Source organism: Ferroplasma sp., assembly GCF_037442045.1.
Taxonomy (GTDB): domain Archaea; phylum Thermoplasmatota; class Thermoplasmata; order Thermoplasmatales; family Thermoplasmataceae; genus Ferroplasma.
In genome coordinates this window covers 1-13872 of the sequence record NZ_JBBIRC010000034.1, presented here as the reverse complement: position 1 = coordinate 13872, position 13872 = coordinate 1, and the positions used below count along the sequence as shown (strand labels likewise).

The following is a 13872-nucleotide window of genomic DNA, read 5'->3' as shown; positions in this document are numbered from 1 at the left end:
ACTGCAAATACTGGCTTATTGCCAAGTGAGGATAAAACCTGTGCCTTTCCTGTAAATTCAATTTCTGGAGCACGAATAAATACAGCGTTAAAATTGCCTATTCCATTTATATCAATTTGTTTTATAAAAGAATTAATTTGCCTGCCATAGGCATTTCTCTGGATTGTAATATCCATTATTCCCATACCATGAACTCTTTCGTCACCGGTATCTTTTGAAATTAAAATTGCCCCAGCACATGTACCCATAATATGAAGACCAGAATTGGCCATTTCAATAATTTTATCGTACATTCCAGATCTTTTCAGCAGCATGTATATTACTGTACTCTCTCCTCCTGGAATTATTAAGCCGGATAGGCCATCCAGATCATTTATTGTTTTAACATTTACGGGCACTGCACCATATTTTTTTGGCAACTTCCTGATCATTGCAAAGTGCTCTGAAACATCTCCCTGAATATTCAGAATTCCTATTTTCATAAAAAATCATTAAAAATAATTTATCTGTTCTGCAGTTTTTCTATTTCGGAAATATCAAGCCCATGCATTCCCTCAAGCCCGGATGAAACATCTGCAAGCAATTTATAATCCTCATAATTTTCTGTTGCATTTACAATTGCCTCGGCCATTCTCTGTGGATTCTCTGATTTAAAAATGCCGCTTCCAACGAATACTCCATCCATGCCCATTTTCATCATCAGTGCTGCATCAGCAGGTGTTGCTATTCCACCTGCAGCAAAATTCACAAGAGGTAATCTCTTTGCATGTTTTATTTCTTTTATAATTTTAAACAGTTCACTGGATATTTCTCTGTAATCCATGCCGTAATATACATTATCATATGGCATCTCCCTGTCAGGCCCGTAGAGATCAGAAGCAGTCTGCATTCTCAAAGTAATATAACCCTTTGCGATATTTTCTGCAACACTGTAAAGTTCATCCGAAGTCAGTGAGTTCAATATATATATGCCATCGGTAACTGTTCTGATATGCCTCATGGCTTCAATTATGTTTCCAGTTCCGGCCTCTCCTTTTGTCCTTATCATTGCTGCACCTTCAAATATTCTTCTTACAGCCTCTGGAAATGTTCTGGCGCCACAAACTACAGGTACCTTGTATAGCTTTTTATTTATATGGTAAAACGGATCTGCTGGTGTTAAAACCTCACTCTCATCCAGCATGTCAACCCCAAGTGATTCCAGTATGTATGCTTCACTGAGGTGCCCTATTCTTACCTTTGCCATAACAGGAATTGAAACCGATTCTAAAATTTCTTTTACTTTTAAAGGATCGGACATTCTCGCCACACCGCCCTGGGCTCTTATATCTGATGGAACTCTTTCAAGAGCCATTACAGCAACAGCACCGGCTTTTTCAGCTATTTTAGCCTGTTCTGCATTGGTAACATCCATTACAACGCCGCCCTTTGTCATTTTCGCAAAACCACGCTTTAAGAGTTCATCCCCAAACTTCATTTTAGTTAAATCTATCATAATAATTGTACATAATAAATGAATATTTACGTTTTGCTTTTAAATCGATGAATACTTTCAGGACAATACAAAAATATTTAATTTTAATGCCCATACTGTTATATGGACAAGAAGATTTCTATTATAGGTGCAGGAGCAGTTGGCGCAAGTGTGGCCCAGGTACTGGCTATTAAGGATATTGCTGACATAAATATTTTTGATATAGTTGACGGAGTTGCACAGGGAAAAGCCCTTGATATACAGGAAGGTGCACCGCATTTTGGATTTGATTGCAAATTGAAAGGATTCTGCACACAGGATCCGAAGGAATATGAAAACATGAAAGGATCAGATGTAATCGTTGTAACAGCAGGGCTTGCAAGAAAGCCCGGAATGAGCAGGGATGACCTTTTAGTAAAAAACATAGGAATAATGAAAGATGTTGGCGAAAAGATAAAGAAATACTCACCAGATTCCATAGTAATAGCAGTAACAAATCCAGCAGATATAATGGCATATGCAATTGAAAAAGCATCTGGAATAAGCCCGGAAAGAATTATCGGCCTTGGAGGATCACTGGACAGTTCCAGATTCAGGACTTTCCTTGCCGAAGCACTTGATGTATCAGTAAGGGACGTTAATGCGTTTGTAGTGGGAGGCCACGGCGATGATATGGTTCCATTTATCCATTACTCCAGTGTTGCAGGGATACCAATATCTGATCTGCTCAGCGAGGAAAAGATTCAGGAAATTATTAAAAGAACAAGATTTGGCGGCGGCGAGATACTGAATTATTACAAAACTGGCACTGCATTTTATGCCCCCTCCATATCAATATCTGTTATGGTTGAAGCAGTAATAAATGACGAGCACAGAGTAATTCCATGCGCTGCTTATCTCACCGGAAAGCATGCAGAGAATTATAAAATTAGCAATGCCTTCATAGGAGTTCCAATAAAAATTGGAAAGAACGGCGTTGAAGAAATATATGACCTGAAGTTCAGCGAGGCTGATGCGAAGGAATGGATGAAAAGCGTTGAGTCAGTAAATAAGAACAATAAACTTGCTGATGAGTACTTCGCATCACATTAAAAACGAAAAACAAAACTATTATATTTTATTATATTATATTATAACATAAAAAATAAATACTGGTGGTAATTTAATGGAAAAAAAAGAGTATGATGCAGTTATTTTAGGAGGCGGGCTAGCAGGTTTAATGGCTGCCAATATTGTTGCAGCTGCAGGTTTTTCTGTTGCTGTTGTTTCAAAAGTTTTCCCTACACGTTCACATTCAGCAGCAGCTGAGGGGGGAATCGCAGCATATGTAATGGGCAATTCTGATCCAAACGATGATCCAGACTTTATGTCCTATGATGAGGTAAAAGGCGGAGATTATCTTGTAGATCAGGATGCAGCTGAACTTTTATCGAAAAAATCCGGCGATATAGTTAATCTGCTGGATGCCTGGGGAGCTCCATTTAACAGGCAGCCTGATGGAAGAATAGCTTTGAGGTATTTTGGAGGGCAAACATATCCCAGAACAAGGTTTATTGCTGATAAGACTGGCATGGCATTATTGCATACGCTGTTTGAGCACTCAACTGGATTCAAAAATATTGATTTTTATAATGAATACTATGTTCTTGACATAGTTAAGGAAGGAAACAATGTTAATGGATTAGTTGCAATGGAAATGAAAACATTAGATCCCATATACTTGAAATCCCGGGCACTGCTTATAGCTTCCGGGGGAATAGGCATGATGTACAAGCATACAACGAACAGCTATATCAATACCGGCGATGGCCAGGGCATTGCCTTAAGATCTGGAGTTGCATTGAAGGATCCAGAATTTGTGCAGTTCCATCCCACTGGATTATACCCATCTGATATACTTATAAGTGAGGCTGCAAGGGCAGAAGGAGCTATATTAAAGAACAATAAGGGGGAAAGGTTCATGGCACGTTATGCACCACATAAGTTCGATCTTGCACCAAGAGATATTGTTTCAAGGTCAATGACAATTGAAATACGTGAAGGCAGAGGCTTTGAAGGTGGTTATCTTGGCCTTGATCTAAGGCAGCTTGGAAAAAAATACATACTTGAAAGATTATCACTTGCATATGATGCAGCTAAAAACTTCTCAGGCGTTGACGCTTCAGAGGAAATGATACCGGTAAGGCCAGCACAGCATTACTTTATGGGTGGCATTGATGTTGATATTACTGGAACAAATCACGATTTAAATGGAGTATTCTCCGCCGGGGAATCTGCATGTGTTTCTGTGCATGGAGCAAACCGCCTTGGATCAAATTCACTTCTTGAAACTGTTGTTTATGGAAGGGAAACTGGAAATGCAATGATAGAATTCCTTAAATCCCATAAAAAAATAGAGTCAAGTAGCAATGTAGAACCAATAATTGACAATGCATATGCTTACATAAAAAGGGAAACAGGAGAACATTTCGGCATACTGACAGAAGAACTCAGAGATATAATGTGGGATAATGTGGGCATATTCAGGGATAATGACAAACTGGCACAGGCCATATCAAAAATAAAGGATTTAAGGGTCAGATCTAAATCCATGTATGTCAGTGATAAAACAACCAATTATAATACTGAATTGTTCAATGCCCTTGAAACCAGGAATATGATAGATGTTGCTTATGCTATGGCAACAGCTGCATTGAACAGGACTGAAACAAGGGGTGCACATTTCCGTGACGATTTCCCTGTAAGGGATGACAAGAACTGGATGAAGCATTCAATAACATATTTAGCAGGAGATGAAATCAAAATCTCATACAAGCCTGTTGTATATACAAGGTGGAAACCTGAACCGAGGGTGTATTAAATGGAAGAAAAAGAGATAACCGTAAACATAAAAAAATATAATGAAAAAGACGGTGCGTTCTGGAAATCCTACAAATTAAGCGTGGACAAATACACACAGATGACTGAGGTCCTCAGAAGAATAAAATCTGAACAGGATCCTACGCTGGCATATCGTGCATCATGCCATATGGCTGTATGCGGGAGCTGTTCTATGAAAATCAATGGCATACCAGCGCTTGCCTGCAGAACAATGGCATTGCAGGCAGCTGATGAAAAAAATGAAATAAATGTTGAAAGCATGGATTATTATCCGGAAGTCAGAGACCTTATAACCGATATTGATGTATTTTATGACAAAATGTATAAAGTAATGCCAAGGCTTGTTGCTGACGAAACTGTGTTATCGGGAGAAAATGAACAGCGAATGACTCCAGAAGATCAGGCAGAGGTCTGGAAGTTTCAGGAATGCATTTACTGTGGGCTTTGCGTTTCCGCCTGCCCGTCAGTTAAAGAAGATGAGAAGTTCCTTGGCCCTGCAGCACACGCAAAGGGATTCAGGTTTATAGATGATGAAAGAGATACCAAAAAAGAAGAAAGAATCGGCCTTTTGATGGACAGTGCTTACAGATGCACTTCATGTTATATGTGCTATGAAGTGTGCCCACAGGACGTACAGCCTGTAATAGCAATAAAGAAAACAAAGAATTATCTGGATGAATACAGGGGCGATACACCTGTGACTATAATGGCAAGAAAGCATGATGATGCTATTGAAAATCTTATAGAATCAACTGGCAAAATAAAAGAATCTTCACTTTACCTTAAAACCTTTGGTTTTGGTGAAGCAATGAAGGACGCAGTGGATATGCTGAAATCGGGTAAATTCAAATATGCATTTGAAAAAGACAGCAAAGTAAAAAATATGGATGAAATAAGGAAATTGATGGGTGAGAAAAAATGAAGGTAGCGTATTATCCGGGATGTGCATCCCATGGAATAGCAAAAGATGTGGATATAGCAACGCAGTTGATTGCCAGGGATCTTGATCTGGAACTTATGGAGGTCGATGACTGGAACTGCTGCGGTGGAGGTTTCATGGATGATAAAAACGAATCGTCACATACATCGCTGAATCTGAGAAATCTTGAAAAGGTAGAGAAAATGGGATACGATAAAATGGCTACACCATGCAGTGTTTGCCTGAATTCCCATAAAATTGCAGTGGATAAATACGAAAATGACCCTGTGCTCAAGGAAGATGTGGATCAGAGATTAAAAGAAGCAAATATGGAGGAATATGATAATGGAGTTGAATCAGAGCATTTCATATGGGTTCTTATCCGGGATGTTGGCATAGAAAATATAAAAAAACATGTTAAGAGGCCTTTAAAGGATATAAAAGTTGGAACATATTATGGATGCCAGCTGTTAAGGCCTTCCAATGTCATGGGATTTGAATCTGCATTCAACCCGCACAGTGTAATGGATCTTGTTGCAGCTACTGGCGCTACCCCTGTAGCATTTCCAATGAAATCCGCATGCTGTGGTTTTCCATTAATGGGATCAAATCCTCCTGTAGCATTAAAGATGGCAAATAACATATTAACCAGCGCCAAAAACAATGGTTCCGAAATTCTTGTTCATCCCTGCTCACTGTGCCATCTACAGCTTGACGTAACGCAGACAAAAATCCAAAAACAGTTCAAGCAGGACTGGAATCTTCCTGCCCTTTACATAACGCAGCTTATAGGATTATCGTTTGGTTACTCTCCTAAAGAGCTTGGATTATCGAGAATGTCTACAGATTACCTGAAAACAAGGGGGATATCATGAATTATGCTGACCTTTTAAAAGGGCTGGATATTACAGGGCAATCTGAAATACCGCCCAGGCCTGGTGCTCCGGCATTTGCCACTGAAGTATATTTTAAAAAAGATGATTTATTTTATGGAAAGCTTCATGTAAGAAAATCAAATAATGCAATGTATCTGTCTGTTATATCTAAAATACCATTTAACTGGAAACAGCTTGTAGGCGACATGAAATTTTCAGGAACGGTTGTTGATTCGGCCGGTGGCCTTCTATGGTTAAAAGAAAACGATAAAACTCTAGAAAATGATATTGCTTATATAGAAAAATATCTTACAGATATGAAAAATAAAAATGAAAAAGCCAAATAAATATTATTAAAAAAATTATTTTATTATTCTACATCCTTTTCTTCAAAGGTTTTTACAGGGTCCACTATAGTATATCCATCCTTATCAGACACATCCTGCATGGCTGGCGGATATTTTAGATAGTCTGGAACTATGCCTGTTAATCTGTTTGTATAGCTTGGTATTGTATTGTTTTCGTAGAATATTCCTGTAGCTATATGATCTCCCCATTCCATTGATCTTCTATATCCCCTGTCAAACTTTTTCTCATCTTCTTCCTTATTGTTGACAACAGGATCCCAGCTTTTGTCATCTTCGAGCTTATATACACGCTGCCTGTACCAGTCAAGTGTGTTTATATCGTTATATGTTGGGCACGGCTGCAATACTTCTATTATTGCTGAGCCTTCGTGTTTTATAGCTCTCTGTATAATCTCTGAAAGCTGCTTAATTTCCGATGAGAACCCTCTGGCTACAAAGGAATAGCCTGATGCCATTGCCAGTGTAATCGGGTTTATTTTTCCCAATATATTTGGCCTTGGGAGGCTCTTTACCTTTTCACCAAGTGGCAGTGTAGGTGCAGCCTGCCCCTTCGTAAGCCCATAAACCGAGTTGTTGTATAATATAACTTTAACGCCTGAATTCCTTCTTCCTTCACCGACAAAATGGCCCACACCTATGCTCAATAAATCACCATCGCCTCCCATGACAAGGACGTTCAGGTTTGGATTTGCCAGTTTCACACCAACAGCATATGGAATTGCCCTTCCATGCAGTGTATGGACTCCGGCTATATTGAGATAATGCGGAGTTTTGCCTGAGCATCCTATTCCAGATATTGCCACAACATCTTCAGGATCCATTTTCATTGCTGATAATGCCTGTGTCACTGCACTTACTATACCGAAATCGCCACATCCAGGGCACCAGTCTATGGTGATGTTGTTCCTGAAATTGTAATTATTCTTTTCTTCACTTTTCTGCATTTTAATCACCTTATGAACCTTCCTGGAGAACTTCCAGTGCAGGTTTCTTTTCTATTATATTCTTTGTTGACCGAAGAATTTCGTCAAGGGTCATATGCCTCCCATTATATTTCAATATAAAATTATCTATTTTTACGCCGGTATTCATTCTTATTACCTTTGCGGCCTGCCCGGTCATATTGCTTTCTACATCAATAATCAGATGTGAATTCTTTAAGACTTTCTCCACGTAATCTGAGGGGAATGGCTCGAACATTCTTAAATAAAGAAGATTGGCTGAAATGCCTTGCTTCTTCAACTCGTCTATTGTGTCAAGCAAAAGGCTCTTCTGGCTTCCCCATGTAATATAAGTTATATCAGCATTTTCATCTCCATAGAGAACTACTTTGTCTTCTAGAGGTATTTCATTATCCACTGTAACTAATTTTTGCATCCTCTTCTCCATCATTTTATCTCTCATTGTTGTATCTTCTGTAACATGCCCGAGTTCATCATGCTCGTCACCTGTCATCCAGAATATATCCTTTCCAAGTACGCCATAGGGTGATACTCCGTTCTCAGTATTCAGTGAATACCTTTTGAAGTTTTCATGATTTGTGTTTTCCATATATTTCTCTATTTTGACTTTTTTAACATCAATATCAGGAACAAGGTCCATTGTATTTGCCAGAGTTTTGTCAATTAAATGTATAACAGGCATCTGATACTTTTGGGCATAGTTCAATGATTTCATTCCGTCATATATGCACTCTTCCATGTCACCGGAAGACATGACTATTTTCGGAAATTCCCCATGCCCTGTATTTAATGCAAACATTAAATCAGCCTGGCCATTCCTTGTTGGCAATCCTGTTGAAGGGCCTCCTCTCTGATAAAATGTAATAACAACAGGGATTTCGGTCATTCCAGCATAACCTATGCCTTCTGCCATTAGAGAGAATCCTGGGCCTGATGTTGCCGTTGCGCTCCTGGCTCCAGTTAAGGCTGCACCGTTTGCCATATTTATTGCAGACAATTCATCTTCACACTGGACCACTACAAGCCCTGCCTTTTTTAAATCTTTTCCTGCAGTTTTAAGAAACTCCATTTCCTCATGGCTTTCAAGCAATGTGCTTTCATCGCTTGCGGGCGTAATTGGATAATATGTCTGGAATCTGAGCCCACCCATTAATTTTCCAAGAGCAGTTGCATCATTGCCTGTAAGAAGCATTCTCGGTATTGCCGGGTATATTGGAAGTACCTCGGCTTTAATTGTAGATTTCTCCACATAATCATAAGCAGCTTTTATAACCTGAAGGTTGGATTCTATTACTTTCGGCTTCTTTCTGAATGCAAATTTTATTCCGGAATCTGTGTGATCCTGATCCAGGCCAAGCACAGCAAGTGTTATTCCTGCCCCAAGTGTATTATAATAACGGTTGGCTGGCCCTCCATGAATGTTTTCATTAATAATTTTATCAAATGGAAGTGCTATTACATCTATGCCAGTATCTTTAAAATATTTCAGCACTCCTTGAATGTCCAGCGTTAAATTCCTGGATGCAAGTTCCTCTTCTATGCGACCTAGAGTATCACTTGTGATCATTCTGGCATTTTTCAGGTTGAATCCGTCAAATGCTGAATCATAAACAACTTTCGATCCCTTTGCCACATCAAACACATGTTCGAACAGTGTATCAGGATCCAGAGCCACCATTATATCCACTGGATATTTCAGCGACTTTGGCCTTTCATGCATTATTCTAAAATGTATGTAACTATGCCTTCCCTTAATATTGGAATGGAACTCTCTTATTCCGTAAATATTATAGCCGGCCAATGAAAATGCCATACTAATCATATTTGCAGCACTATCTATTCCTCCGCCTTGTGGACCTCCCACAAGAAGATTGATATCAGTTTCCTGCATTCTTATCGATATCATAAGCCTAATTTAATTTAAAAACTTTATTATTGGATTATAAGTAGATTGTTTTAAATAATATATAATTTATTCACGAATATTTGAATTGGTTATATATAATTTGAATTTTTTATATGTATTTTATCCATTCCATGACAGGATCGTCATCTATTATGTTTATTTCCGTTTTTCCAAAAGCAGATGTTGTGACAAATTTAGTGAAATATGCGATTTCGCCGCTGATGTATCCATACATTACATGTTCAACTTCTTCGCCGTCGGGAAAATGGGCTTCAGCTTCTGGCGCATTGGGAATGAAATGCAATTCAAAATTATTTCCTTCTGTATATAATCTATATGAAGAATTTTCCAGTACATAATTCTTTAATTTTTCAAAATTAATATTGGGTTTCATAAAATGAAATGAAATTAAAATATATAAATATAGTTTATAATGCAATTATTTTTTCAATAAAGATGGTATATCATCCGGATAGTTTGCTACTTTTATGCCAGCATCCTCGAATGCTTTTATCTTTGATTCTGCAGTTCCGGTTCCTTTTTCTATAATTGCTCCTGCATGCCCCATTTTCTTTCCTGGAGGAGCACTGATGCCGGTAATATATCCTGTTACAGGCTTTTTTACATATTTTTTAATATATGCTGCTGCCTTCTCCTCTTCACTTCCACCGATTTCACCAACAAGAACTATCTGTTTTGTCTGTGGATCGTCGTTGAATATCTTAATTATATCAGAGAATGTTGTTCCTATTATTGGATCTCCTCCTAAGCCTATAACTGTACTTTCGCCGAATCCTGCATCTGTAACAGCTTTTACTATTTCGTATGTAAGTGTTCCGCTTCTGGATGCTATTGCAACGTCTCCTGTTCTGAATATATTATTCGGCATTATTCCGATTTTTGCCTGGCCGGGAACAGTTATTCCAGGGCTGTTTGGGCCTATCATGAAAACTCCTTTTCTTCTTGCTTCATGATATAATTCCATTGTATCATGGACAGGAACATGCTCAGTAAGTATGTATATTAATTTTATCCCATTTTCAATGGCCTCCAGCGCAGCATCTTTAACAAATGGTGCTGGAACAGATATCATTGAAGCATCCGGTTCAAGCTTAAGTGTGTCTGCAACGTTATTGTATATATCAACGCCGTTTACTTTTGTTCCTGCTTTGCCTGGAGAAACTCCTGCCACTACATTTGTTCCAAATTTGATCATTTCCCCGGAATGGAAAGCTCCCTGGTGGCCTGTCATGCCCTGCACTATTACCTTAGTTTTTTTGCTTATTATAACCATATTATTCAACCCCCTGGATTCTTGACAGCTCTTTAACTGCATCTGTCATGTTTGTAAATGCTTTTATGCCGCTATCAAGAAGTATCTTTTGCCCCTCTTCTTCATGGACTCCGCTTAGTCTCACAACTATCGGTTGCTTTATGTCGAATTTCTTTTTTGATGATACTATTCCATTGGCAACTGTATCGGCTTTTGTAACACCGCCAAATATATTTACAAATATGAGTTTTGGCCTTGCCCTCATTACAAAAGAAAATGCATCTTCAACTATTTCTGTATTATCTGTACCACCAAGATCAAGAAAATTCCTTGGCTTTAACTTATGCAGTGTTAATGAATCCATTGTTGCCATTGTAAGGCCGGCTCCATTGGCTATAACACCTATGTCACCATCCATTTCAATAAATGTAAAACTTTTTGATGCTGCTTCATTTTCTAAGGAAGTCTTGTCAGGATCACTTATCATATAATCAGGATGCCTGTACATTGCATTGTCGTCTATTATTACTTTAGAATCACCTGCAATTATATTATTTTCAGAATCTATAACAAGAGGATTTATTTCGGTAAGCAATGCATCTTCTCCGACAAATGCATTGTAAAGTGAAGATAGAAGCTTACTGAATTGCTTTTTATTTTCAATATTCAGAAATGACAATGCTTCCCTTGCTATATAATCGGAATAGCCTATTAAAGGATCAATATGTATTTTATGGATATTCTCTTCTGGAACGCTTTCTATTTCCATTCCACCATCTGGGGAAAGTATTATTACCGGTGCCTTTGAAGCGCGGTCAAGCGTGATGCTTAGATATATTTCTTTCTTAATGTTCAGCATTCGTTCAATAAGCAATTTTTTAACTGTGAGGTTATTTATTGTAGAATTAAGAAGTTGGTTTGCATCTTCTGCAAGTTCCTTGCTGTTCTTTGCAAATTTTATTCCGCCAGCTTTACCTCTTTTCCCTGAAAGTATCTGCGCTTTAATAGCTACTGGATATTCAAATTTTCTTAACTCACCAACATTTTCTATTACATATCCATCGGGTACAGGTATCCCATACTTGCTGAAAATTTCTTTCCCCATGTATTCATAAAGGTTCATTGCAATCGGCAATATATGAATAAAGAATATATAATATTATTTTTCAGGCAATAAGTTGAACATTAATTCCTGGACATTCTTAAAAGCTGTGAAGGCATGGACGTTCGCTGGTATTTCCCCAATCCTGGATTCTTAAAATGATTGAATTGCATTAATAATACAGGTTTGAGCAGCCTTTTAACTGCACCGTTGTTTATCAGGGAAATAAAAATGTTTTTAAATTGGTATTGCTATTATGGTGCTATGATATACAGGGCATTCGGAAATACTTCTTTTAAAGCATCAACCATTGGAATGGGGACTTACTACGATATACGATGGATCTTCAAATCTTATTTGAACATATATACTGGGAAGGAACAGAAAATCAATGCTTTGAAAGCAGGGATGGACAATGGCATAAATCTTATTGATACAGCAGAACTATACAGAACTGAAAAAATTATAGGATCTGCTATAAAAGATTATAAAAGGGATGAATTATTTATCGCATCAAAGGTTTTTCCAACCCATCTGTATCCAAAATCTCTGGAAAGAACATTGAATAAAAGCTTGAAAAATCTGAATACATCCTATGTTGACCTGGAGCAGATACATTTTCCAAATCCTGCAATAGACCTTAAAAAAACTCTAAGAGCCATGGAAAAGATGATAACCCAGGGAAAAATGAAATATATCGGATTGAGCAATTTTACATTAAACCAGCTAAAACGTGCCCAGGGAATGCTCTCAAAATATGAAATTTCATCGATGCAGATTAATTATAATATTTTTCACAGAAAAAGCCAGAAAACTATTATTGATTATTGTGAGAAAAACCATATAGCAGTGATGGCGTATTTTCCCCTTGGCCATGGAAAGGTAACTCAGCCACAATTTAATAAGTATTTTGATCATATAAGAGAGAGCATTGGAGACGTTCCCAATGCAAACATAGCTCTTTCATATTTAATTAGCAGAAATAATAATGTATTTCCCATACCACGTGCATCTAACAGTACCCATGTATTGCAAAATGCAAAATATTCTGATATTGTTCTTAAAGAAGATGAAATGCAATATCTTGAAAGTAAGCTATAACATTACTTTAAAATAAGTATAAATAAGATATTTAGATTAATGAAGTGAGCGAAATGATAATAGCACAGATATCTTTCTGCGGTGGTAGGCTTGGAGAATCAGATAATAGGGCAGAGATGGATATGGAAGATGTAAAAAAAACACTGGCATATGCTTTTCTATATGATTTTACAGTAAATGTTTATACAGACAACGGAGAGTATAAATTTTTGTCTATTTCAGCAATAAAATATAATGACAGGGGCAATCTATTTTTCTCTGGCAACTATTATTATAATAATTCAAGGGTTAAAAAAAGTTTTTCATGGAGAGAGATTGTTTATATAGACATTAATGTAGAAAAGGAACCGGAAAAATCAATATATTGAGGCTTTGAAAACTAGTTGTTTATATTACTGTTCAATGGATTCTGATAATTTGTTATTTATAAAAATGATCTAATTTATTCACTGTCAAAAATAATTCTAACCTTTTATATACCAGAGATTTTCTAATTTGTCTTTATGCTTTTTATCTTTTTTATTTTCATACGATACATACTTTGCCAGCGGTGGTTGCCCGTGTGCAACACTCATGCACATATTATCCAGTTCCTTTGGGGAATCTATAAATTCCCTTACCCAGCCCTGAAGAAACAGGCTAGAGGGATCAAAATGGCTTTCTTTATTATAAGAGTATTCCTGTTCCAGCAACATCAATTGATGTAATGTTCCTATAACCATCAAATCATTTAAGTATAACTGGAAATCCTCTTTAATTAAAAAACGAAGAGCATAATCCGGACTTGTTCCATAATAAATCGAATCAAAAGCTGATAATAATTCTGCCTTAATTTCCGGCCTGCTTCTGCTTCTCAGATTTAAATCTATCAAAATTCGCAGATGATTTGGCCTGAATCTTTCGGTCTCTGATTTCAGCCATATTTGAAAATTTTTTGATGGATTATAATCTTTATATTTTGTAGCCAGTTTTGAAGGCCTAAAAATAAAAATTTTAGTATCACCAGTTGAAT

The 13872-nt window shown here is 37.3% G+C and carries 15 protein-coding genes; 7 read left to right on the top strand and 8 right to left on the bottom strand.

All coding sequences use genetic code 11. The features are described from left to right. Together pdxT and pdxS are read right to left on the bottom strand one after the other, a co-directional pair. The coding region (gene pdxT / locus WKI77_RS05560; protein WP_337860835.1) for a pyridoxal 5'-phosphate synthase glutaminase subunit PdxT at nucleotides 1–482 on the bottom strand (482 nt) is incomplete at its 3' end. Between the two features lie 20 nt (nucleotides 483–502). Then, complete coding sequence (gene pdxS, locus WKI77_RS05555) at nucleotides 503–1495, bottom strand: pyridoxal 5'-phosphate synthase lyase subunit PdxS (protein ID WP_337860834.1); 993 nt, start codon at nucleotides 1493–1495, stop codon at nucleotides 503–505. Nucleotides 1496–1597: 102 nt separating this feature from the next. Here pdxS and mdh point away from each other — a divergent pair, with 102 nt between their 5' ends. From mdh to WKI77_RS05530, 5 genes are all read left to right on the top strand, one after another. Next, on the top strand, nucleotides 1598–2566 hold the full coding sequence (gene mdh / locus WKI77_RS05550) for a malate dehydrogenase (RefSeq protein WP_337860833.1): 969 nt from the start codon (nucleotides 1598–1600) through the stop codon (nucleotides 2564–2566). A 73-nt stretch (nucleotides 2567–2639) separates the two neighbouring features. Next, nucleotides 2640–4334, top strand: a complete 1695-nt coding sequence (locus WKI77_RS05545; RefSeq protein ID WP_337860832.1) for a succinate dehydrogenase flavoprotein subunit — start codon at nucleotides 2640–2642, stop codon at nucleotides 4332–4334. Then, nucleotides 4335–5276, top strand: coding sequence for a succinate dehydrogenase/fumarate reductase iron-sulfur subunit (locus tag WKI77_RS05540; RefSeq protein WP_337860831.1), 942 nt, complete (start codon nucleotides 4335–4337; stop codon nucleotides 5274–5276). It begins immediately after the preceding gene. Then, a complete protein-coding gene (locus WKI77_RS05535) occupies nucleotides 5273–6148 on the top strand; it encodes a CoB--CoM heterodisulfide reductase iron-sulfur subunit B family protein (RefSeq protein ID WP_337860830.1) in 876 nt (291 codons plus the stop codon). Before WKI77_RS05540 ends, WKI77_RS05535 begins: the two co-directional genes overlap by 4 nt. Continuing rightward, entirely contained in the window at nucleotides 6145–6495 is a 351-nt protein-coding gene (locus WKI77_RS05530; protein ID WP_337860829.1) for a succinate dehydrogenase, read from the top strand. The genes WKI77_RS05535 and WKI77_RS05530 overlap by 4 nt, the downstream gene beginning before the upstream one ends. Before the next feature lie 23 nt (nucleotides 6496–6518). Here the strand turns inward: WKI77_RS05530 and WKI77_RS05525 are convergent, their stop codons facing one another. The 5 genes from WKI77_RS05525 to sucC all read right to left on the bottom strand — a co-directional run bounded on the left by WKI77_RS05525 (nucleotide 6519) and on the right by sucC (nucleotide 11780). Then, nucleotides 6519–7460, bottom strand: a complete 942-nt coding sequence (locus WKI77_RS05525; RefSeq protein ID WP_337860828.1) for a 2-oxoacid:ferredoxin oxidoreductase subunit beta — start codon at nucleotides 7458–7460, stop codon at nucleotides 6519–6521. A gap of 10 nt (nucleotides 7461–7470) precedes the next feature. Continuing rightward, nucleotides 7471–9369 carry a 2-oxoacid:ferredoxin oxidoreductase subunit alpha gene (locus WKI77_RS05520; RefSeq protein ID WP_337860827.1) on the bottom strand — a complete coding sequence of 633 codons (1899 nt, stop codon included), beginning with the start codon at nucleotides 9367–9369 and terminating at the stop codon, nucleotides 7471–7473. 124 nt (nucleotides 9370–9493) lie between these two features. Next, nucleotides 9494–9778 carry a hypothetical protein gene (locus tag WKI77_RS05515; RefSeq protein ID WP_337860826.1) on the bottom strand — a complete coding sequence of 95 codons (285 nt, stop codon included), beginning with the start codon at nucleotides 9776–9778 and terminating at the stop codon, nucleotides 9494–9496. Between the two features lie 45 nt (nucleotides 9779–9823). Continuing rightward, nucleotides 9824–10678, bottom strand: a complete 855-nt coding sequence (sucD, locus tag WKI77_RS05510; RefSeq protein ID WP_337860825.1) for a succinate--CoA ligase subunit alpha — start codon at nucleotides 10676–10678, stop codon at nucleotides 9824–9826. Between the two features lies 1 nt (nucleotide 10679). Further along, a complete protein-coding gene (gene sucC, locus WKI77_RS05505; RefSeq protein ID WP_337860824.1) occupies nucleotides 10680–11780 on the bottom strand; it encodes an ADP-forming succinate--CoA ligase subunit beta in 1101 nt (366 codons plus the stop codon). A gap of 243 nt (nucleotides 11781–12023) precedes the next feature. Here sucC and WKI77_RS05500 point away from each other — a divergent pair, with 243 nt between their 5' ends. Both WKI77_RS05500 and WKI77_RS05495 read left to right on the top strand, forming a co-directional pair. Then, entirely contained in the window at nucleotides 12024–12860 is an 837-nt protein-coding gene (locus tag WKI77_RS05500) for an aldo/keto reductase (protein ID WP_337860823.1), read from the top strand. A gap of 53 nt (nucleotides 12861–12913) precedes the next feature. After that, nucleotides 12914–13228 (top strand): hypothetical protein, encoded by a 315-nt coding sequence (locus WKI77_RS05495; protein WP_337860822.1) that lies wholly within the window; start codon nucleotides 12914–12916, stop codon nucleotides 13226–13228. A gap of 96 nt (nucleotides 13229–13324) precedes the next feature. Here the strand turns inward: WKI77_RS05495 and WKI77_RS05490 are convergent. Next, nucleotides 13325–13872: hypothetical protein (locus WKI77_RS05490; RefSeq protein WP_337860821.1), on the bottom strand; the 548-nt coding region annotated here is incomplete at its 5' end.

Coding starts and splice junctions, on each gene's coding strand:
- WKI77_RS05515 (WP_337860826.1), bottom strand. CDS start 9,778: ATGAAACCCAATATTAATTTTGAAAAATTAAAGAATTATGTACTGGAA.
- WKI77_RS05530 (WP_337860829.1), top strand. CDS start 6,145: ATGAATTATGCTGACCTTTTAAAAGGGCTGGATATTACAGGGCAATCT.
- WKI77_RS05525 (WP_337860828.1), bottom strand. CDS start 7,460: ATGCAGAAAAGTGAAGAAAAGAATAATTACAATTTCAGGAACAACATC.
- WKI77_RS05500 (WP_337860823.1), top strand. CDS start 12,024: ATGATATACAGGGCATTCGGAAATACTTCTTTTAAAGCATCAACCATT.
- sucD (WP_337860825.1), bottom strand. CDS start 10,678: ATGGTTATAATAAGCAAAAAAACTAAGGTAATAGTGCAGGGCATGACA.
- sucC (WP_337860824.1), bottom strand. CDS start 11,780: ATGAACCTTTATGAATACATGGGGAAAGAAATTTTCAGCAAGTATGGG.
- WKI77_RS05495 (WP_337860822.1), top strand. CDS start 12,914: ATGATAATAGCACAGATATCTTTCTGCGGTGGTAGGCTTGGAGAATCA.
- WKI77_RS05520 (WP_337860827.1), bottom strand. CDS start 9,369: ATGCAGGAAACTGATATCAATCTTCTTGTGGGAGGTCCACAAGGCGGA.
- WKI77_RS05540 (WP_337860831.1), top strand. CDS start 4,335: ATGGAAGAAAAAGAGATAACCGTAAACATAAAAAAATATAATGAAAAA.
- WKI77_RS05545 (WP_337860832.1), top strand. CDS start 2,640: ATGGAAAAAAAAGAGTATGATGCAGTTATTTTAGGAGGCGGGCTAGCA.
- pdxS (WP_337860834.1), bottom strand. CDS start 1,495: ATGATAGATTTAACTAAAATGAAGTTTGGGGATGAACTCTTAAAGCGT.
- mdh (WP_337860833.1), top strand. CDS start 1,598: ATGGACAAGAAGATTTCTATTATAGGTGCAGGAGCAGTTGGCGCAAGT.
- WKI77_RS05535 (WP_337860830.1), top strand. CDS start 5,273: ATGAAGGTAGCGTATTATCCGGGATGTGCATCCCATGGAATAGCAAAA.